The sequence below is a fragment of the Massilia aerilata genome (assembly GCF_042656905.1).
In the GTDB taxonomy this organism is placed as follows: domain Bacteria; phylum Pseudomonadota; class Gammaproteobacteria; order Burkholderiales; family Burkholderiaceae_D; genus Telluria; species Telluria aerilata.
The window spans coordinates 183,900-204,003 of record NZ_JBHSMZ010000008.1 but is presented as its reverse complement, the minus strand read 5'-3'; the positions used below and the strand labels follow the sequence as shown (position 1 = coordinate 204,003).

At 61.5% G+C, this 20,104-nt stretch carries 17 protein-coding genes and 1 other RNA gene; 6 read left to right on the top strand and 12 right to left on the bottom strand.

All coding sequences use genetic code 11. From position 1 onward, the window contains the following. Positions 1 to 10: 10 nt before the first annotated feature. The 9 genes from rpsA to gyrA form a co-directional block, all read right to left on the bottom strand. Positions 11 to 1,717, bottom strand: coding sequence for a 30S ribosomal protein S1 (gene rpsA, locus ACFPO9_RS13560; RefSeq protein WP_379771599.1), 1,707 nt, complete (start codon positions 1,715 to 1,717; stop codon positions 11 to 13). An 88-nt stretch (positions 1,718 to 1,805) separates the two neighbouring features. Beyond that, a complete protein-coding gene (cmk, locus tag ACFPO9_RS13555) occupies positions 1,806 to 2,468 on the bottom strand; it encodes a (d)CMP kinase (RefSeq protein ID WP_379771598.1) in 663 nt (220 codons plus the stop codon). Positions 2,469 to 2,472: 4 nt separating this feature from the next. Further along, on the bottom strand, positions 2,473 to 3,804 hold the full coding sequence (gene aroA / locus ACFPO9_RS13550; RefSeq protein ID WP_379771596.1) for a 3-phosphoshikimate 1-carboxyvinyltransferase: 1,332 nt from the start codon (positions 3,802 to 3,804) through the stop codon (positions 2,473 to 2,475). Continuing rightward, entirely contained in the window at positions 3,801 to 4,706 is a 906-nt protein-coding gene (locus ACFPO9_RS13545; RefSeq protein ID WP_379771595.1) for a prephenate dehydrogenase, read from the bottom strand. The genes aroA and ACFPO9_RS13545 overlap by 4 nt, the downstream gene beginning before the upstream one ends. Next, positions 4,707 to 5,810, bottom strand: coding sequence for a histidinol-phosphate transaminase (hisC, locus tag ACFPO9_RS13540; protein WP_379771594.1), 1,104 nt, complete (start codon positions 5,808 to 5,810; stop codon positions 4,707 to 4,709). 31 nt (positions 5,811 to 5,841) lie between these two features. Beyond that, positions 5,842 to 6,912, bottom strand: a complete 1,071-nt coding sequence (pheA, locus tag ACFPO9_RS13535; RefSeq protein WP_379771593.1) for a prephenate dehydratase — start codon at positions 6,910 to 6,912, stop codon at positions 5,842 to 5,844. 126 nt (positions 6,913 to 7,038) lie between these two features. Next, entirely contained in the window at positions 7,039 to 8,127 is a 1,089-nt protein-coding gene (gene serC, locus ACFPO9_RS13530) for a 3-phosphoserine/phosphohydroxythreonine transaminase (RefSeq protein WP_379771592.1), read from the bottom strand. 10 nt (positions 8,128 to 8,137) lie between these two features. Then, positions 8,138 to 8,686: a DUF2059 domain-containing protein gene (locus ACFPO9_RS13525; protein ID WP_379771591.1), complete on the bottom strand. Its 549-nt coding sequence runs from the start codon at positions 8,684 to 8,686 to the stop codon at positions 8,138 to 8,140. A 153-nt stretch (positions 8,687 to 8,839) separates the two neighbouring features. After that, complete coding sequence (gyrA, locus tag ACFPO9_RS13520; protein WP_379771589.1) at positions 8,840 to 11,455, bottom strand: DNA gyrase subunit A; 2,616 nt, start codon at positions 11,453 to 11,455, stop codon at positions 8,840 to 8,842. A gap of 408 nt (positions 11,456 to 11,863) precedes the next feature. Here gyrA and ompA point away from each other — a divergent pair, with 408 nt between their 5' ends. The 4 genes from ompA (at position 11,864) to ACFPO9_RS13500 (ending at position 14,902) form a co-directional block, all read left to right on the top strand. Then, positions 11,864 to 12,577, top strand: a complete 714-nt coding sequence (gene ompA, locus ACFPO9_RS13515; protein ID WP_379771587.1) for an outer membrane protein OmpA — start codon at positions 11,864 to 11,866, stop codon at positions 12,575 to 12,577. 171 nt (positions 12,578 to 12,748) lie between these two features. Beyond that, complete coding sequence (gene ubiG / locus ACFPO9_RS13510) at positions 12,749 to 13,450, top strand: bifunctional 2-polyprenyl-6-hydroxyphenol methylase/3-demethylubiquinol 3-O-methyltransferase UbiG (RefSeq protein ID WP_379771688.1); 702 nt, start codon at positions 12,749 to 12,751, stop codon at positions 13,448 to 13,450. 24 nt (positions 13,451 to 13,474) lie between these two features. Further along, positions 13,475 to 14,170 (top strand): HAD family hydrolase, encoded by a 696-nt coding sequence (locus ACFPO9_RS13505; protein ID WP_379771585.1) that lies wholly within the window; start codon positions 13,475 to 13,477, stop codon positions 14,168 to 14,170. 102 nt (positions 14,171 to 14,272) lie between these two features. Beyond that, complete coding sequence (locus ACFPO9_RS13500; RefSeq protein WP_379771583.1) at positions 14,273 to 14,902, top strand: glycine zipper 2TM domain-containing protein; 630 nt, start codon at positions 14,273 to 14,275, stop codon at positions 14,900 to 14,902. A 15-nt stretch (positions 14,903 to 14,917) separates the two neighbouring features. On the opposite strand, the gene ACFPO9_RS13495 is transcribed toward ACFPO9_RS13500, so the two are convergent. Then, positions 14,918 to 15,769 (bottom strand): class I SAM-dependent methyltransferase, encoded by an 852-nt coding sequence (locus tag ACFPO9_RS13495; RefSeq protein ID WP_379771582.1) that lies wholly within the window; start codon positions 15,767 to 15,769, stop codon positions 14,918 to 14,920. 159 nt (positions 15,770 to 15,928) lie between these two features. On the opposite strand from ACFPO9_RS13495, the gene ssrA reads away from it, so the two are divergent. After that, positions 15,929 to 16,287, top strand: a transfer-messenger RNA (tmRNA) gene (ssrA, locus tag ACFPO9_RS13490). Between the two features lie 96 nt (positions 16,288 to 16,383). Further along, a complete protein-coding gene (locus ACFPO9_RS13485) occupies positions 16,384 to 17,991 on the top strand; it encodes a DUF6538 domain-containing protein (RefSeq protein ID WP_379771580.1) in 1,608 nt (535 codons plus the stop codon). A gap of 57 nt (positions 17,992 to 18,048) precedes the next feature. Here the strand turns inward: ACFPO9_RS13485 and ACFPO9_RS13480 are convergent, their stop codons facing one another. Together ACFPO9_RS13480 and ACFPO9_RS13475 are read right to left on the bottom strand one after the other, a co-directional pair. Beyond that, entirely contained in the window at positions 18,049 to 19,164 is a 1,116-nt protein-coding gene (locus ACFPO9_RS13480; RefSeq protein ID WP_379771579.1) for a hypothetical protein, read from the bottom strand. A gap of 498 nt (positions 19,165 to 19,662) precedes the next feature. Beyond that, positions 19,663 to 20,001, bottom strand: a complete 339-nt coding sequence (locus tag ACFPO9_RS13475) for a hypothetical protein (RefSeq protein WP_379771578.1) — start codon at positions 19,999 to 20,001, stop codon at positions 19,663 to 19,665. Positions 20,002 to 20,104: the final 103 nt, after the last annotated feature.

Sequence of the window (20,104 nt, the reverse complement as noted above, 5' to 3'; positions counted from 1 at the left end):
ATCCAGGTTATTAACCTTTGTTGTCGAACTTGGCCTTCAGCAGTGCGCCCAGCGAGGTGGTGCCGGAAGCAGCGCTGTTGTCCGAAGCCAGCTTCTGCATGGCTTCATGGGTGTCGGCATTGTCTTTCGCCTTGATCGACAGCTGGATGCTGCGAGCCTTGCGGTCGACGTTGATGACCAGGGCTTCGACCTTGTCGCCCACTTTCAGGTGGGTGCCGGCGTCTTCCACGCGGTCACGCGAGATTTCCGAAGCGCGCAGGTAGCCTTCGACTTCTTCGTTCAGCGCGATCACGGCGCCTTTCGGCTCAACCGATTTCACGGTGCCGGTGACCAGGGTGCCCTTGTCGTTCAGCGAAGCGAAGTTGTTGAACGGGTCGCCTTCCAGCTGCTTCACGCCCAGCGAGACACGCTCGCGCTCGACGTCGATTGCCAGAACCACGGCTTCCAGCTCGTCGCCCTTCTTGAAGCGACGCACGGCTTCTTCGCCGGCTTCGGTCCAGGACAGGTCCGACAGGTGCACCAGGCCGTCGATGTTGCCCGGCAGGCCGATGAACACGCCGAAGTCGGTGATCGACTTGATCGAACCCTTGACCTTGTCGCCCTTCTTGTGGGTCATGCCGAAGTCGTCCCACGGATTCGCCTTGCACTGCTTCATGCCCAGCGAGATACGGCGACGCTCTTCGTCGATTTCCAGGACCATGACTTCGACTTCGTCGCCCAGCTGGACAACCTTGTTCGGGGCCACGTTCTTGTTGGTCCAGTCCATTTCCGAGACGTGCACCAGGCCTTCGATGCCCTGCTCGACTTCCACGAACGCGCCGTAGTCGGTCAGGTTGGTGACCTTGCCGAACAGACGGGTGCCTTGCGGGTAGCGACGCGACAGACCGGTCCACGGATCGTCGCCCAGCTGCTTCACGCCCAGCGAGACGCGGTTCTTTTCCTGATCGTACTTCAGGACCTTGGCGGTGATTTCCTGGCCGACGGTCAGGACTTCCGACGGGTGACGCACACGACGCCATGCCAGGTCGGTGATGTGCAGCAGGCCGTCGATGCCGCCCAGGTCGACGAACGCACCGTAGTCGGTGATGTTCTTGACGACGCCGGTGACCACGGTGCCTTCTTTCAGGGTTTCCATCAGCTTCGCACGCTCTTCGCCCATCGATGCTTCGATGACGGCGCGACGCGACAGCACGACGTTGTTACGCTTGCGGTCCAGCTTGATGACCTTGAATTCGAGGGTCTTGCCTTCGAACGGGGTGGTGTCCTTGACCGGACGGGTGTCGACCAGCGAACCCGGCAGGAATGCGCGGATGCCGTTGGTCAGGACGGTCAGGCCGCCCTTGACTTTGCCATTCACGGTGCCGGTGACGATCTCGCCCGACTCCATTGCTTTTTCCAGAGCCAGCCACGATGCCAGGCGCTTGGCCTTGTCGCGCGACAGGATGGTATCGCCGAAACCGTTTTCCAGCGATTCGATGGCCACGGAAACGAAGTCGCCAATCTGGACTTCCAGTTCGCCCTGGTCATTCTTGAATTCTTCGACCGGGATGAAAGCTTCCGACTTCAGGCCTGCGTTGACGATCACGAAGTTGTGATCCAGACGCACGACTTCGGCCGAGATGACTTCGCCCGAACGCATGTCTTGACGCGACAGCGACTCTTCGAAGAGTGCTGCGAAGCTTTCCATACCGGTATCTTGATTTGCTGCAGTAGCCATGAGATTTTTAAAGGTTAGCCAGCAGAATGGCGGGTGCCTTCTGAACTGGGTCAGGTTGAAACACACCCGGGGCGAGCCCCAGGCACCACTAGCTGTGCGCGTACCAGCCGAGTACTTTGGCGACCGCTTCGTCAACGGTCATTTCCGAGGTATCGAGGATATGCGCACCCTCTGCCGGAACCAGCGGCGCCACGGCGCGCTGGGTATCGCGCGCATCGCGGGACTGCAAATCTTCCAGCAGATCGTCCATATTAGCAGAAAATCCTTTGTCAATCAATTGCTTATACCGGCGTTGCGCACGTGCCTCAACACTTGCGGTCAGGAACACTTTGCACTTCGCGCCAGGAAAGATTACGGTGCCCATGTCGCGGCCGTCGGCCACCAGGCCGGGGGTCTCGCGGAAGCCCAGCTGCAGCCCGAACAGGGCCTGGCGCACCGCCGGCAGGGCCGCGATCTTCGAGGCCGTGTTGCCGACTTCCTCGGCGCGGATGGCGTTGCCGACCTCCTCGGTCCCGAGGTAGATGTGGCCGCCGTTGAAGCGGACCGTCAGGTGCTCGGCCACCTTGGCGAGGGCGTGCTCGTCCTTCATGTCGGTGCCGCGGCGCAAGGCCGACAGCGCGGTCAGGCGGTACAGGGCGCCGGAATCGAGCAGGTGGAAGCCGAGGTGGTCGGCCACGCGGTGGGCCACCGTGCCCTTGCCGGACGCGGTCGGGCCGTCGATCGTAATGACGGGGATATTTGAATGTGGCATGTGTTCAGAATAAATCGTTCTTGGCGATCCCGGCAAACGTTTCGAAATAATCCGGGAAAGTCTTGGCCACGCATTTCGGGTCGTTGATGCGCATGGCGTTGCCGCGGCGCGCCTTGCCGTCCAGCGAGGCCAGCGAGAAGCACATCGCCATCCGGTGGTCGTCGTAGGTGTCGATGGTGGCCGGCTGCAGCGCCTCGGGCGGGGTCACGCGCAGGTAGTCCTCGCCCTCCTCCACGATGGCGCCGACCTTGCGCAGTTCCGTCGCCATGGCCGCCAGGCGGTCGGTTTCCTTCACGCGCCAGCTGGCGATGTTGCGCAGCGTGCTGGTGCCGTCGGCGTAGAGCGCGGCCACGGCGATGGTCATGGCGGCGTCCGGGATGTGGTTGAAGTCGGCGTCGATGGCCTTCAGCACGCCGTTCGAACGCGCCTCGATCCAGGTATCGCCCTTCACGATGCTCACGCCCATCTGCTCCAGCGCGTCGGCAAAGCGGACGTCGCCCTGGATGCTGTCGCGGCCCACGCCCTCGACCCGCACCGGACCGCCGGCAATCGCGCCAGCCGCCAGGAAATAGGAAGCCGAGGAAGCGTCGCCTTCGACGTGGATGCTGCCCGGCGAGCGGTACTTCTGCCCCGGCTGCACGGTGAAGCTGCTCCAGCCGTCCTGCTCCACCGTCACGCCGAAGCGGCGCATCAGGTTCAGGGTGATCTCGATGTACGGCTTCGAAATCAGCTCGCCCTCGACCGCGATGGTCACCGGATGGTCTTTCGCCATCAGCGGCGCGGACATCAGCAGCGCGGTCAGGAACTGGCTCGACACGTTGCCGCGCACCGACATGCGGTTCGCATGGATGTGGCCGCGGCGGATGCGCAGCGGCGGATAGCCTGCGTTGCCGGTGTACTCGATCTGGGCGCCGACCGCGTTCAGGGCGTCGACCAGGTCGCCGATCGGGCGCTCGTGCATGCGCTGCACGCCATGCAGCGTGTAGTCGCCGCCGATCACGGCCAGGCTTGCTGTCAGCGGGCGGATCGCGGTGCCGGCATTGCCCATGAAGAGGTCGGCCTCATGAATCGGCAGCACGCCGCCCGCGCCGTGCACGACGTGGGTGCGCTCGTCGAGCTGGTCCCACCGGATGCCCAGCTTTTGCAGGGCGCCCAGCATGACCAGGGTGTCGTCCGAGGCCAGCAGGTCGTGAATGGTGGTCGTGCCCTCGCTCAGCGCCGCCAGCAGCAGCGTGCGGTTGGAGATGCTCTTCGAACCGGGCAGGCGCACCGTGCCTTCGACATGCATCACGGGCTCGAGATCGAGGTGTTCGGGGTAGTGTTTGGCTTGACTCATTCTGTTCCTGATTCCTGGGCTGGCGGTTTTTCGGCGGCCTCGATCGCATCGATCCATGCGCGCCGGGCACGCTGGGCGTTGCCGTAGACGGCCTCGAGCCCGGGGCCGTCGGCGTCCGCAAGGCAGGCGCGCAGGCCCTGTAATTGTGCCAGATAGGCATCCAGCTCACCGAGCAGCGCGTCGCGGTTGGCGAGGCTGATGTCGCGCCACATTTCGGGCGATGAGCCGGCAATGCGCGTGAAGTCGCGGAAGCCGCTGGCCGCATACTGGAAAAGTAAATCGGCATGCGCCTTGTTGGCGATATCGTCGACCAGCGCATAGGCCAGCAGGTGCGGCAGATGGCTGACGGCGGCGAACACCTTGTCGTGCTCGCCCGGCGAGAGGACGTGGATGATGGCGCCGCATTGGCGCCAGGCGGCGGCAACCTTGTCGACTGCAGCCTGCGGATTTTCCGGGAGCGGCGTCAGCACGGCTTTTTTGCCGCGGTAGAGGTCGGGGATGGCGGCGTCCGGACCGTTCGATTCGCGTCCCGCGATCGGATGGCCGGGCACGAACTGGGCTATGCGCTCCTGCAGCACGGCGCGGGCATTGGCGACCACGTCCGACTTGGTGCTGCCGGCGTCGGTGACGATGGTGTGCGGCTCCAGCCAGGGCAGCAGCCCGGCCAGGATGGCCGGGGTCTGCGCCACCGGCGCCGCGATCATGACCAGATCCGCGCCGCGCAGCGCCTGCTCGGGCGTGGTGTAGGCCTGGTCGACGATGCCCAGCTGGAGCGCCCGCGCCAGGGCTTCGCCCGAGCGCTCGAGACCGACAACGGTCTTGACCGCGCCGGCCGCCTTCAGTCCCAGCGCGAAGGAGCCGCCGATCAGGCCGACGCCGACGATGACGACTTTATCGAACATTCAGGCCAGCGCCTGCTTGAGGGCTTCGACGAAACGCGCATTCTCTTCCGGCAGGCCGATGGAAATGCGCAGCCACTGCGGCAGGCCATAGGCGCCGACCGGACGCACGATCACACCCTGCTTCAGCAGCGCCAGGTTGACGCGCGCGCCGGCGCCTTCGTCGTCGCCGACCTTCACCAGCACGAAGTTGCCGTGCGAAGGCACGTACTCCAGCTTCAGTTCATCGAAGGCGGCGGTCAGCTGGGCGTAGCCGGCGCGGTTGTTCTCGAAGCCCTTCTGCAGGAAGTCCTTGTCGTTCAGGGCGGCGATGGCGGCCGCCTGGGCCAGCGAATTCACGTTGAAAGGCTGGCGGATGCGGTTCATCAGGTCCGTGACCGCCGGCTGGGCGATCGCGAAGCCGACGCGCAGGCCGGCCAGGCCATAGGCCTTCGAGAAGGTGCGCGAGACGATCAGGTTGGGGAACTTGCGCACCCACTGGGTCGATTCGAACTGGTCCTTCTGCTCCAGGTATTCGTTGTAGGCCTCGTCCAGCACGACCACGACGTTCGACGGCACCTTGGCCAGGAAGGCCTCGATCTCGGCGGCCGCGATGAAGGTGCCGGTCGGGTTGTTCGGATTGGCGATGAAGACCAGCTTGGTGTCCGCGTCGATCGCCGCCGCCATCGCATCGAGGTCATGACCGTAATCCTTTGCAGGCACCACGATGCCGCGCGCGCCCACGCCCTGCGTCGCCAGCGCGTACACGGCAAAGGCGTACTGCGCGTAGACCACGGACTGGCCCTTCTGCACGAAGGCATGGGCGGCGATCTCGAGGATGTCGTTGGAGCCGTTGCCGAGGGTGATCCAGTCGGCCGGCACGTCGTAGCGCCTGGCCAGCGCGGCCTTCAGCTCGAAGCCGTTGGCGTCCGGGTAGCGGCCCAGTTCCGCGGCTGCCTGCGCCATCGCCTGTTTTGCCGATTCGGGCACGCCGAAGGGGTTTTCGTTGGAAGCCAGCTTGACGATATTGGCTTCATCAAGACCGAACTCGCGGGCGACTTCGGAGATGGGTTTGCCTGCCTGGTAGGGGGCGATGGCGCGGACGTATTCTGGACCGAATTGCGACATGGGGACTCTCGATGACTAATTGAAGAATGGATTACAGGCCGACTGGATACGAACCCAAAATTTTGAAGAAGGCGGCGTTGGCCTTCAGCTCGTCGAGCGCGCGCCTGACCGCCACATCCTGCTGGTGGCCTTCGACGTCGACGTAGAAGTAGTACTCCCAGGTGCCGATGCGGGCCGGGCGCGATTCGAAGCGCGTCATCGACACGCCGTGCACGGCCAGCGGGGCCAGCAGCTTGTAGACCGCGCCGGCGGTGTTCGGCACGGCCAGCACCAGCGAGGTGCGGTCGGTGCCGGACGGGCCGGCGGCCTGGCGGCCGATCACGGCGAAGCGGGTGCGGTTGTGCGGATCGTCCTGGATGTGGGCCTGGACCACGCCCAGCTTGTACTGCTCGCCCGCCATCTCGCTGGCGATCGCGGCGATGCGCGGGTCCTGGCTGGCCAGCACGGCGGCTTCCGCGTTCGAGGCGACGGCGCGGCGCTCGATGTTCGGGTGGTGCAGGTTGAGCCAGGCCTGGCACTGCGCCAGCGCCTGCGAATGCGCGCACACGACCGTCACGCCATCCATGCTGCCGGTGCGGGTCATGAGGCTGTGGTGGACCGGGATCGAGACTTCGCCGCCGATGATGGCGGTGGTGCCGAGCAGCAGGTCGAGGGTGCGGTTGATCGCGCCCTCCGATGAGTTCTCGACCGGAACCACGCCGTAATCGGCGGTGCCGGCTTCGGTGGCGCGGAACACCTCATCGATCGACACGCAGGGCAAGCCTTCGACGGCGCTGCCGAAATGCTGGAACACGGCCTGCTCGCTGAAGGTGCCGGTAGGGCCGAGATAGGCGACCGTCACGCGCTTTTCCAGCGCGCGGCAGGACGACATGATCTCGCGGAAGATGGTCTGCACGTCCTGGTCCTTCAGCGGGCCGGGGTTGTTGTCGGCGACCTTGCGCAGCACCTGGGCTTCACGCTCGGGGCGGAACACCGGGGCGTTGGTCTCGGCCTTCACGTGGCCGACTTCCTGGGCCACCTTGCCGCGGCGGCTGAGGAGCTCGAGGATTTGCGCGTCGATGGCGTCGATCTGTTCGCGCAGGGGTTGTAGTTTGTCTGTCATTGTTTGCTCATGATGATGAGTTAAGCCGTCGTTCCCGCGCAGGCGGGAACCCAAGTTCGTCGAGCAGTCGAGATGCAAACAAAACTTGGATCCCCGCCTTCGCGGGGACGACGAGCAGCAGGCGAATCACCGACCCGCAAACTCGTTCAAATAATCGACCAGGGCTTGCACGCCCTCGATCGGCATCGCGTTGTAGATCGATGCCCGCATACCGCCGACGGACTTGTGGCCCTTCAGTTGCAGCAGCCCGCGCGCCTTGGCGCCGGCCAGGAATTGGTCGTTCAGGGATTCGTCGCGCAGGTAGAACGGTATGTTCATGCGCGAACGGCAGTCAGGCGCCACGCGGTTCCGGTAGAAATCGTCGGCGTCCAGCGCGGCGTACAGCAGGCGCGCTTTTTCGATATTGCGTTGCTCCATCGCCGCCACGCCGCCCAGCTTTTTCAGGTGGGCGAACACCAGGCCGGCGATGTAGATCGCGTAGGTCGGCGGCGTGTTCAGCATGGAGTCGGCATCGGCTACCGCGCGCCAGTTGAAGACGCCCGGGCAGATCGGCAGCGCGCTGTCCAGCAGGTCGTCGCGCACGATCACCAGGGTCAGGCCGGCCGGCCCGATGTTCTTCTGGGCGCCGGCGAAGATCACGCCGTACTTCGAGACGTCGATGGTGCGCGACAGGATGTGCGAGGACATGTCTGCCACCAAAGGGGTATCGCCCTGCACCGTCGGCACGAAGTTGAATTCGACGCCGTCGATGGTTTCGTTGGTGCAGACGTGCAGGTAGGCGGCGTCCTGGCTCAGCTTCCACATATCCTGCGGCGGCACGGCGGTGAAGGCGTCCGGCTCGCCGGAGGCGGCCACGTTCACGTTGGCGTAACGGCGCGCTTCCTTGATCGACTTGCTGGACCAGGAGCCGGTCTGCACGAAGTCGATCGTCGCCGGCTGGGCCTTGCGGCCGGCAAGGTTCAGCGGAATCAGGGAATTCTGGCCCAGCCCCCCGCCCTGCATGAACAGGATCCTGTAGTTGGCGGGGACGGCCAGCAATTCGCGCAGGTCGCCTTCGGCCTGCTGGTAGATCGAAATGAATTCGGGGCCGCGGTGGCTCATCTCCATCACGGACATGCCGCTGCCGTGCCAGTCGAGCATCTCGCTCGCTGCCTGCTGCAGCACTTCTTTCGGCAGGACGGCCGGGCCGGCGGAGAAATTGAATACCTGGGTCACCACGTCTCCTTTACTTGGCCATGACAGCTTGGGCGGTCTGCTCCATCATTTTCTGAATCCGGGGCATCATGATGCGGTTACTGATCGCCATACTCTGGGTCATCAGCTTCGGCATGTTCGCCAGCATTTTCTGGCCCACCGGCGAACCGTAGAAGGCGCTCAGCTGGTGAATCTCGTCCACCGTGTAGGTCTCGGCGTAGAGCGGCACCATTTCCTGCAGCATTTCATCCACCAGCGACGCATCCGAGAACAGAGCGTGGTTCGCCGCCAGGAGGGCGGGCAGCTTCTTCTCGAGATCGGCGAGCGCGGCCTGCTTCTGCTGCGCATTCAGGTTCTTGTCGTTCTGGACCAGGCTTGTCAGCGAGCCGCGGATCTGCGCCGGCATGGCCTGCTCGGCCTGCTTCAGCGACTGGATCATCACTTCGCGGATCTTCATCGCCTCCATCATCTGACGGGTCGCCTGCACCGCGGCGGGATCGAGTGCCGGCTTCGTCTGCGCAAAAGCTGGAACGGTCGCGAAGGCAAAAGCGGAAACGATGGCAGCGAGATGCTTTTTCATGGGAGTCCTCAATGACGGGGAACTCGATTTTCGCACGAAACTTGCAAAAAATCCTCAGCCCGGCCGATTTTTCGCCGCATTGCAGCAAACGCGGCCAAATAAAAACGGCCCATGCATCGCTGCAGGGGCCGTCTCGACGGGAAGCGGGCAGGATTACTCCGGCGCCGGCTCCAGTTCCACTTCGTCGACGTCGCTCTCGACCACGCGCTGCAGGCCGGACAGCTTGGTGCCGTCTTCCACCGCGATCAGGGTCACGCCCTGGGTCGCGCGGCCCATCTCGCGGATCTCGGACACGCGGGTGCGGATCAGCACGCCGCCGGTCGTGATCAGCATGATCTCGTCGCTGGCGTCCACCAGGGTCGCGGCCACGACCTTGCCGTTACGCTCGGAGGTCTGGATCGCGATCATGCCCTTGGTGCCGCGGCCGTGGCGGGTGTACTCCGTGATCGGGGTACGCTTGCCGAAGCCGTTCTCGGTGGCAGTGAGCACGGACTGCTGCTCGTTCTCGGCCACCAGCAGCGCGATCACGTTCTGGCCTTCTTCCAGGTTCATGCCGCGCACGCCGCGCGCGGTACGGCCCATCGGGCGCACGTCGTTCTCGTCGAAGCGCACGGCCTTGCCGGCGTCCGAGAACAGCATCACGTCGTGCTTGCCGTCGGTGAGCGCGGCGCCGATCAGGAAGTCGCCCTCGTCCAGGTCGACCGCGATGATGCCGGCCTTGCGCGGGTTGCTGAAGTCCTTCAGCGGGGTCTTCTTGACCGTGCCCAGGCTGGTCGACATGAAGACGTAGTGGTCTTCCGGGAAGCTCGAGTTCTCGCCCGACAGCGGCAGGATCACGGTGATCTTCTCGCCGTCCTGCAGCGGGAACATGTTGACGATCGGCTTGCCGCGCGAGTTGCGCGAGCCCTGCGGCACTTCCCACACCTTCAGCCAGTACATCCGGCCGCGGTTGCTGAAGCACAGCATGTAGTCGTGGGTATTGGCGATGAACAGCTGGTCGATCCAGTCCTCGTCCTTGGTCGCCATCGCCTGCTTGCCGCGGCCGCCGCGCTTCTGGGCGCGGTATTCCGAGATCGGCTGCGACTTCATGTAACCGGTGTGCGACAGGGTCACCACCATGTCCTGCGGGGTGATCAGGTCTTCGGTTTCGAGGTCGCTGGCGTTGTGCTCGATGGCCGAGCGGCGCGCATCCTTGCCGTTCTCGGTGTAGTCGGCCCGGATCTGCGCCATTTCGTCGACGATGATCGCGGTCACCCGTTCCGGCTTGGCCAGGATGTCGAGCAGGTCGGCGATGTGGGCCATCACGTCCTTGTACTCGTTGACGATCTTGTCCTGCTCCAGGCCGGTCAGGCGCTGCAGGCGCATCTGCAGGATTTCCTGGGTCTGCTCGTCGGACAGGCGGTACATGCCGTCGGCCTGCATGCCGTAGTGCTTCGGCAGGTGCTCCGGACGGAAGGCTTCGATGCCGCCGGCGGCGCCGGTTTCGGTGCGGCTCAGCATCTCGCGCACCAGGGACGAATCCCAGGTACGCTGCATCAGCTCGACCTTGGCGACCGGCGGGGTCGGCGCGGCCTTGATGATGGCGATGAACTCGTCGATGTTCGCCAGCGCGACCGCCAGGCCTTCCAGCATGTGGCCGCGCTCGCGCGCCTTGCGCAGCTCGAACACGGTGCGGCGGGTGACCACTTCGCGGCGGTGCGACAGGAAGCTCTCGAGCATCTGCTTGAGGTTCAGCAGCTTCGGCTGGCCGTTGACCAGCGCCACCATGTTCATGCCGAAGGTGTCTTGCAGCTGGGTTTGCTTGTACAGGTTGTTCAGCACCACTTCCGGCACTTCGCCGCGCTTCAGCTCGATCACCACGCGCATGCCCGACTTGTCGGACTCGTCGCGGATGTCGGAGATGCCTTCCAGCTTCTTGTCGCGCACGTTTTCGGCGATGCGCTCGAGCAGCGATTTTTTATTAACCTGGTACGGCAGCTCGTCGACGATGATGGCCACGCGGCCGCCGTCCTTGCCGTATTCCTCGAAGTGGGTCTTGGCGCGCATCACCACGCGGCCGCGGCCGGTGCGGTAACCGTCACGGACGCCGGACACGCCGTAGATGATGCCGGCGGTCGGGAAGTCCGGCGCCGGGATCAGTTCGATCAGCTCGTCGATCGTGCAGTCCGGGTTGCGCAGCACGTGCAGCGCGCCGTTCAGGACTTCGGACAGGTTGTGCGGCGGGATATTGGTCGCCATGCCGACCGCGATACCCGAAGAGCCGTTCACCAGCAGGTTCGGGATGCGGGTCGGCAGGACCGTCGGTTCTTTTTCCTTGCCGTCGTAGTTGGGCTGGAAGTCGACGGTGTCCTTGTCGATGTCGGCCAGCAGCTCCTGGGAGATCTTGTCCAGGCGGCACTCGGTATAACGCATCGCCGCGGCGCTGTCGCCGTCGATCGAGCCGAAGTTGCCCTGCCCGTCCACCAGCGTATAGCGCAGCGAGAAATCCTGGGCCATGCGGACCAGGGTGTCGTAGATCGAGGCGTCGCCGTGCGGGTGGAATTTACCCATGGTCTCGCCGACCACGCGGGCGCACTTCAGGTAAGGGCGGTTCCACACGTTGTTCATCTCGTGCATCGCGAACAGGACGCGGCGATGCACCGGCTTGAGACCGTCACGCGCATCCGGCAGAGCGCGGCCCACGATCACGCTCATGGCGTAATCGAGGTAGCTCTTGCGCATCTCTTCTTCCAGCGAAATTGGAATTGTTTCTTTTGCGAATTGATCCATTGGCGGGTCGACTTTTTCAGCAGTAAATTTTGAATTCCTAAGCTCATGATTTTACCACGCGCGCCATATATCAGCAGCCGATTTTGAAAGCAAGATCAGCACGGCAAGAATGTGCACAATTGCTAAGTTGACACATGCCTGTCATAAACTTTCGTCAAGCTTGCGAACTGCTCACAACACGTTGTTGCGCAGAAACAACGCGACAAATCCCATGCGCCGCAATTGCGCTGGCCGCGGTCGTGCGGATGTGGCGTATGTGGCAAAATGGCCGAGAAGTTAATTGCATGTTTCACAATGCGAAACAGACACGTCTATGCAGAATGTTATGATTCTGCCCATGTGCTAGCTCCAAGCTCTGCTTTGCACTGTTTCGCAGCGGGAAAGAATTTACCGAAAGGAAGAAAAAATATGAAAAAATTGGCAATCCTCATGCTCGCAGCTTCGGCAGCCAGCAGCGCTTTCGCGCAAAGCGCACCGCCCTACGCGCCGCTGACGACCGACATCATGGCGCCGACGCCGTACAGCGCCTACGTGCAGGATGCCCGCGGCGTGATCGCGCGCAATCCTTTCGGCCTGTGCTGGCGTACCGGCTACTGGACCCCGGCCGACGCGGTCCCGGGCTGCGACGCGCCGCTGTGCGTCCCGCCTGAGAAACTGGAAAACGGCAAGTGCGTCGCTCCGCCGCCGCCGCCGGCTCCAGTCGAAGCACCGGCGCCTGCCCCGGCTCCGGCCCCGGCACCGGCTCCGGTCCCGACCTCGGAAAAAGTGAGCTACTCGGCTGACGCCTTCTTCGACTTCGACAAGGCTGTGCTGAAGCCGGCCGGCAAGGCATCGCTGGACGACCTGACCTCGAAGCTGAAGGACCTCAACCTGGAAGTCATCATCGCCGTCGGCCACACCGACTCGATCGGTACCGATGCCTACAACCAGAAGCTGTCGGTCCGCCGCGCCGAAGCCGTCAAGGCCTACCTGCAGAGCAAGGGCGTCGAGTCGAACCGCATCTACACCGAAGGCAAGGGCGAGAAGCAGCCTGTGGCCGACAACAAGACCGCCGCCGGCCGCGCCAAGAACCGCCGCGTGGAAATCGAAGTGGTCGGTACCCGCAGCACCCAGCAGCAATAAGCTGGCCTGACCGCCACATGAACCCCGCTTCGGCGGGGTTTTTTTTTACGTCACCCCCGCGAAGGTGCCACAGCGCCTCCCAGGCGCTACGGCCCCAAGTTTTTTCTCCTCCTGAAACGTAGCGCTGCGGCATTTCCGCTATTATTCCGACCTATGACGACACAAGCACCGATGACGGCCAACGCCGACCCCCTGGAAATCCAGAAATTCAGCGAGCTGGCCCACCGCTGGTGGGACCCGACGTCCGAGTTCCGCCCGCTGCACGAGATCAATCCGCTGCGCCTGGAGTGGATCAACGCGCGCGTGCCGCTGGCCGGCAAGAACGTGATCGACATCGGCTGCGGCGGCGGCGTGCTGTCCGAATCGATGGCGCGCAAGGGCGCCAAGGTGACCGGCATCGACCTGTCGAAGAAGGCGCTGAAAGTGGCCGACCTGCACAGTCTGGAATCGGGCGTGGAAGTGCGCTACAAACTGATCGCCGCTGAAGACATGGCCGCCGAGGAACCGGGCCAGTTCGACGTCGTCACCTGCATGGAAATGCTCGAGCACGTGCCCGATCCGGCCGCCATCGTGCGCGCCGCGGCGACCCTCGTGAAACCTGGCGGGCACGTGTTCTTCTCGACCCTGAACCGCAACCCGAAGTCCTACCTGTTCGCGGTAATCGGCGCCGAGTACGTGCTGCGCATGCTGCCGCGCGGCACCCACGACTACGCCAAGTTCATTACGCCGGCCGAGCTCTCCAGCTTCATCCGCGCCGCCGGCCTGCAGGTCGACGGCCTGAAGGGCCTGAGCTACAACCCGCTGACCAAAATCTATTCGCTGAACCAGGATACCGACGTGAACTACATGGTCGCCTGCACCAGGCCTCTGTAATCCCGCACCGATAAAGCGCAGTTCATGACCTTTACTTCCCGCCTGCCCGCCCCGCGCGCCGTCCTGTTCGACCTCGACGGCACGCTGGCCGATACCGCGCCCGACCTCGCCGCCGCCGTCAACTGGCTGCGCACCGAGCGCGGCTTCGCCCCGACGCCCTACGAAATACTGCGCCCGACCGCCTCGGCCGGCGCCCGCGGCATGATCGGCGCCGCTTTCGGCCTGCAGCCCGGCGACGAGGGCTATGAAGAGCTGCGCCTGCAATGGTTCGACCGCTACCAGGCGGCAATGGCGGTGGAGAGCACGCTGTTCGACGGCGTGCCGGAACTGCTGAAGGGCATCGAGGACGCCGGCATGGCCTGGGGCGTGGTCACCAACAAGCCGATGCGCTTCACGGACCCGCTGATTCCGCAGATCGGCCTGGCGCACGCCGGCTGCGTGGTGTCCGGCGACACCACCGGCTTCGCCAAGCCCCACCCTGCTCCGCTGCTGGAAGGTGCGCGCTTGCTGGGCCTGCCGCCGGAAGCCTGCTGGTATGTCGGCGACGACCTGCGCGACGTCGAAGCCGGCCGCGCCGCCGGCATGGTGACGGTGGCCTGCGGCTGGGGCTATTGCGGCGAGATCCCGCCCGCCACCTGGGGCGCCGATTACCTGCTCGATACGCCCTTGCAGCTGCTGCAGGTCCTGCACGAGGTGCTCAGCGCAGCACAGGCCGCCTGATACATATCTTTACGATTGATACAGGGAAGCGTCTATCTCTTGACGGTTCCCGCCAGTAATCTACTCCCATCGAACAACGCAATACCACCGGGAGCAGAGAACATGGAAGCGATCAAGACCACCACCAACCGTATCCACCCGCTGATGGCAGCGGCCGCCGCATCGGTCATCGTCGTCAGCCTGGTCGGCACCGCCGCCATCACCGGCGTCCTGCCGAGCTCGAATAGCGCACCGTCGCCGCAAGCCTCGGCACTGATGAGCTCGCAAAACGGCTATATGCCTGCTGCCGCTCCGGCATACGCCGCCGCACCGGCCCCGATGGCCGGTCCCGCCGCCCAGATGACTCCGATCCAGGCCCAGGCGCTGCCGTCCGCCTATGCCCAGCCTGTGCAGGGCGCCTATGCGCAGCCGGCCGCGGCCATGTACGCCCAGCCCGTCGCTGCAGCCGCGCAGCCGGCCCCGGTGGTGATCAAGGAAACCATCATCAAGGAAGTGCCGGCCAAGGCCGCACCGCGTCCGCGCACCGTGGTGCACCACACCTACGCCCGCAACGATTACTACGCCCCGGCGCCGCGTCCGGCGCCGCAGCCGAACTACATCGGCATCGGCACCGGCGCCGTGATCGGCGGCCTGATCGGTAACCAGGTCGGCGGCGGCAACGGCAAGAAACTGGCGACCGTGGCCGGCATCATCGGCGGCGGCATGATCGGCAACCAGATGATCAACCGCTGATCCTTGATTTGCTTTTTACGTCTTGCGGAACACGCTGACGATAATGTCGCTCGGGAACAGCCCCAGCACCGGAATCGCGCACAGCGCGGCGGCATACTGCAGGTAGAGCGAAGGGCCGGAGATGTTGCCGGCACAGCGGATGCGCTCCAGCAGTCCCTTGGCGCGCAGCGAAGGCAGTTCGCCGGAATGGACGCGCTCGAAGCCATGCCTGCCCACCAGGCGCTCGAGGTTGGCGGGACGGAAGTAATGCACGTGCGGCGACGGCAGGTCTTTCTGCCACAGACGCTCGAAGGGGCTGCGCCAGCCCATCGTGGCGAAGGCCTTCGACAGGCGGTAGAAGAAACCGGCGCTGTTGGGCAGGTTCAGGATCAGCAGGCCGCCCTCCTTCAGGCGCGCGTGGCAGGCGTCGAGCGCGGTGCGGATGTCCGGAATGTGTTCGATGACGTCGTTGAAGACGATGACGTCGAAGGCTTCGCCGGGCTGCAGCGCATCCGGAAAATAGCCCTGCCGCACAGGCAGCCCGCGCGCGGCGGTGCGTCCGCCGACCACGGCATCCGGCTCGATACCGAGCACCTCGAAGCGCTCGCGGGCCGTCTCCAGGAACCAGCCATGGGCGCAGCCGACGTCGAGCAGGCTGCCCGCACCCGGCCGGGCCAGCCGCCGCGCGAGATCGACGATATCCCGGAAATTCTCCTGGCGCAGCGCCTTCAGGCCCAGCTCGCGCGCATCCTCGTCGACCTTGCTGCCTTCCGTCTTCTCGTTGATCGCGCCTTGCAACGCGGCGCTTTCGTACCCGCATTCATGACAGGACGCATGCCAGCCGGTCAAACCGGCAGCTTGCGGGGTGCCGCAGACGATACAAGTCATTCGAACCTCATCGTTATTCATTCGGAATCTCCTGCAGCTGAGATGATAGTCTGAGTTTGACAACAAAAATCTATCGAAAGTTAACTTTCGCAGACGATTCATGAGATCCGCATCGCTGCACACCGCCTCTGTTTGCGATACAATGGAAGTTCTTCGTTGGGGGGCGACCTGGTTTCGACGTGGGTTGCAAAGCAGCGCAGGGCATACCGAGGACTGGTTACCTCGTAAATACATCCAGAAATCAATAACTGCAAACGATAACTCGTACGCACTCGCAGCTTAATCGCTGCTAGCTCTACACCACCTCGCCTCTCGGGTGGGCCGCAAGGCAAGTAGAGTCATTTAGAGAGGCTAGGAATCACTCGGGTCACTTGGGTGCTTCCGAAATTTAAGGCGACTCGCTAGTACACAGGGTGCACATCCCCGTTGTCCTGGTTAAATTAAATGATAGTGCTAAGTATGTAGAACTGTCTGTAGAGTGCTTGCGGACGAGGGTTCGATTCCCTCCGCCTCCACCAGAACTCCGATAACCCGTTGATTCGTCAACGGGTTTTCTTTTTTGTGCCGTCCGGTTGTGGCTTTCACCCCAAGTCAACACCCCAAACGACACCGGCATGGCTATCAAACTTCCGTCCCACCTGCACCGCGCGCGGTCGGGCATCCTGCACTTTCGCATCGCAATCCCGCCCGATCTCTACCGGCACTTCACAATCCGAGAGATTTACCGTAGCCTTCGCACGGCAAGTGTTCACGAAGCGGTTCCTACCGCCCAGGCGCTCGCGCGCGCTGCTAAGCGCGTTTTTCTGCAACTCCGCGCCCAATCTATGTCTAGCTCGAAAAAACCCCTTGCAGGCCCCTCCGATGACTCTGAATGGGGCGTCATATCCGAGATATCCTTCGATGAGTTCATGCGCCCAAAGTTGAAGCTGACACCGGAACCGGAAGACACTCCGGAAGACCGGGTTCAAGCACAAGTTGAGTTCATGCAGGCTGTAGGCATCGCTGGCGCTGGCGCGGCGACGTCGGCAAGCTCCCCGCCTTCGGTGTCGACTGCTACAGGAACTACCATTGGCGCTAATGCACAGTTCCTATCCGACTACGTCGAGCGATACTTGGCATACGTTCTCGCGCATAACAAGCCGACCGAGAAGACGCTTGACTCCTACCGCGCAGCGATCAGCCTGTTCATCGACATCATTGGCGACAAACCTTTGCACGCCCTCAGCGTGGCCGATCAGAACCGGTTCGAAGACGTTATTCGAAAGGTGCCGGTGAACCGCACCAAATTAGCGATAGCGCGCATGTTGAACATCGACGAGATGACCGCTCTGGACGTGCCGAAGCTCAGTCCTCAAACCGCCAAGAACACTGCCCAGCGCACGAACAATTTCCTGAGCTGGGCATTCCGACGCGAGGGCAACAAGCCGCCCTTTGAGCTGATGGGCAACGTGCGCATCAAGGAACGGGCAAAGACGGTCCACCGGCGCGCGTTCACGGACGATGAGCTGCATACACTATTCAGCCCGACAACGTACGCGCAGGGCCGCCAACAAAGCCCCTACATGTATTGGTTGCCTCTTATTGGCCTGCACACCGGGATGCGCCTCAATGAGATCGCTCAGCTCGCGCTTGCCGACATCGGTGCTCAGGGCGGAATCGCATGCTTTCATGTGACCGATGACGGCGACGATGAAAGGGAAGGTCGGCGTGCAAAGCGAGTGAAAACCGACGCTGGGCGCCGCATCGTTCCGGTTCATCATGCCCTGCTCAACTTGGGACTGCTCGAATACGTGCAGACCGTACGCCAAGACGGCCACAGCTTTTTGTTCCCTGAACTCACCGGCGGGCGCGATGGCCCCGGCCAGCCCGCATCAAAGCAGTTTGCCCGTTACTGCGATCGGGTCGGGCTAAAAGACCCCGACCTTGTGTTTCACAGCTTCCGTCATGGCGCCGTTGGCCGCATGCGCGCGGCTGGTATAGCGAAGGAGCTCAGAATGATCGTGGTCGGCCATAGTCCGGCTGACGACGTCCACGACGGCTACGGTGACATCAAGAACGATTTCAGCATCGTCGACCGCAAAGCTGCGATCGACGCTCTCAAGTTCGACAACGTACTCGACTATGATCGGTTGAGATTGTTGCACCCGACGCTGGCTGAACTGCGCCAAGCTGTAACACGTGCTCGCAATCGGACTCGCGACACTGTCAGCAAATTTGCATAAGTGCCATGATGCTGGCGCTGAGGTGACTGGCATCGGAGATCCAATTAGATGCCAGTTTTAAAAATCTAAAGAGAATTCAAAAAACTTGAAATCTCCACTATACCGATAGAACTTAACTAGCAACTCTCTGATTTCTTTCGTTACTTCCGGCTCGTTAAGAGCGTCAATTTTTTCTTGATTTGCACGGCTAACATAAATTTTAAGCCGCTCATTCTTTTCATCCCACGAAAGCATAATATCCTTTTCCTTGATCCACCCAGGCTCGAAATCCGTGTATAGCTCAGCAACAAACGTCGCCTCCTTCAGAAATTCGACCCTAAAAACATTTCGCTTATCTCGATCCGCAGCGGCATCTTTATAGAACTGTTGTGAGACGTTTTCGAAGAAGCGAACGTTTTCCCTGTGCAACTCGTTATAGCGATTTAGAACTGCATCAAGAATTTCTGGGTTTATAAAATGGATTCTTGAAAAAACATGCTTTTTGTTAACAATGTAGCTTGCCACATAGGTTTCCTCAAGTACCGCATCAGGAACTATGTCATCACCTTCGAAATCTAGGCATAGAAGGTCAGTCCCTACGACATTTAGGAGATTAAATTGGTAGACTGAGGGCAATGTATCTGATCTTCTCTCCGGCAACACGCTCATTTCGTAGGTTTGCGCTTTCATTAAAGAAGTAACGGAATCAAATATAGCTTTATCATTTTTAGGTTTGCCAGATTCCTTTGCCATTTCCTGAAAAGCGAATATGTGACGCTTAGGCTTGTCCGCGAAAAAAGAAAGAGAATTATTAACCAAGTGATCCTGATAGCTCTGCTTAGAGTCCTTCAAGCTAAGCATGTAATCAATTGCTTTATCGTTAGACCAAACATGGCGCGGATTCCAATCGATATTTGGATCGTTGTGATTTGGCTTCCTGGCCAGTAGAACCCAAGCATTTTCTTCGCTTTTTTTGCAACTAATAATGAGCGCAGTATAAATTCTCATTTTCCCAACATAAGAGATTTTATAACTTACTAGATCGATTTCACGAACACTTTCCTGTACATCATCAACGTAATACTTATTCGTAATCACGTTCCATCCATGCGCCTGTAACGCTTTGGTGACTTGAAACTCAAGCACAAATCCAGTTTTTTTAATATGCTCAGCATACTTTTCGTTGTTATTCATCACCGCCTCGTTAAAGTTGCAATTTAGAACATTTTACTTTCATCTTATGAGTAGCGGCTGTACGTAGACGACGGTCTCGAGGTCAGAGCGTCTGTTCAGACACTATGCGACCTTCCCTAAAATTTCGTTCGTTCGCCATCCCAAATGTTTTACCCCACAATATTTAGGATGCTGGCGCGGCTGATGCCGTACTCACGCGCCAGGAGCTTACCGACTGCCCGGCGCCGTCTGCAGCCATGATGGCTTGGCGCTAGTAATCAGCGGCGCCGGAGCTTCGGACACCTGCGCGCCAGGCTCGCACCAGATCGACGACTACCTCAAAACCCAGCTAACAGCTAACAGCTGGCGCTCGACCGATTAAATAGCGCTGCCAAGCCCAAACCGGCTACAAGCGCCGTTTTTGCGCCCGGACGTAATCGCCTTACTTCAAATGCAAACGAGGCCCACAGGCCCCGTTTTGCGAACTAGGTAGCAACCTTGTTAAGTCCACCTGCCACCTTATCCGGAAAAGTTGTGGCCCGGAAGTATGGTGTCCGCAGCCTGATCCACCGCCAGAGTCAGAGCAGAAATACTAGTGCTAGACGGATCGTACCGGACGCGCATAGTGCTGTGGCCAGCACCACCGACACCGGTCACTCCTTGAATCCCTTGAACGGCCTGAAACAGGTCTTGGCGCTTTTCAATGGGCCATCCTGCGCATTCAAAGTCAAGAACGGGTTCAGCTGCAATCGTAAGGTTAGTTGTTGGCATAGTTTGGAAATAGTTGTGGTTGAACAATTCTTCGACGACGCCGACTAAATTAACCCACTCCATCGCGCCGACCTTTACATTAGTCATTTGACTATAGCTTATTTAGTGAACGACTGCAGTAGTAGAGTACCTGTCGACCAAAACTTTTAGGCAATTTCGATCTGCTGAGGTCGACAAGCTGTTGGGCCAA